This is a genomic window from Methylobacterium gnaphalii (assembly GCF_007992215.1).
In the GTDB taxonomy this organism is placed as follows: Bacteria; Pseudomonadota; Alphaproteobacteria; order Rhizobiales; family Beijerinckiaceae; genus Methylobacterium; species Methylobacterium gnaphalii.
This window is the reverse complement of sequence record NZ_BJZV01000119.1, coordinates 1-511: the sequence shown is the minus strand read 5'-3', so window position 1 is coordinate 511 and position 511 is coordinate 1. Positions and strand designations below refer to the sequence as shown.

Annotated in this window: 1 protein-coding gene; it reads left to right on the top strand. The window is 69.7% G+C overall.

Annotation, left to right across the window (positions count from 1 at the left end; translation table 11 throughout):
• Positions 1-499, top strand: a 499-nt coding sequence (locus tag MGN01_RS23355; RefSeq protein ID WP_147049170.1) for a transposase, incomplete at its 5' end; no start/stop codon positions are given.
• Between the last annotated feature and the right edge of the window lie 12 nt (positions 500-511).

The window sequence follows — 511 nt, the reverse complement described above, 5'->3', positions numbered from 1 at the left end:
TCCGCGCCTGCGTCGCCAGCTCGAAGCCGATGCCCGCCGCGCCACCAAGCGGGCCGAGCAGGAGTTCGATCGCCTCGTCGCGGCGGTGCGAGCCGAGCCCGATCTCGCCGATCGCCTCGACCTGCTGCTCTCAATCCCTGGCCTCGGCCTCAAGACCGCCCTGCGCCTCGTCGTGCTGATGCCCGAACTCGGCAGCCTCTCGCGCGAACAGGCCGCGAGCCTCGCCGGCCTCGCTCCGTTCGATCACGACAGCGGCCGGCATCGCGGCGAGCGTCACATCAGCGGTGGGCGCGCCCGTGTGCGAACTGCCCTCTACACCGCGGCCTTGCCGGCCTCCTATCGTTGGAACCCGGCCCTCGTCGCCCTGCGCATGCGCCTCACCGCACGTGGCAAGACCCATAAACAGGCCCTCGTTGCCTGCGCCAGAAAGCTTCTCACCTACGCCAACGCCGTCCTCGAAAGAGGCTCCCCGTGGCTTCGGCATGAGAGCCCCGCATAACGGTTGCTCAGG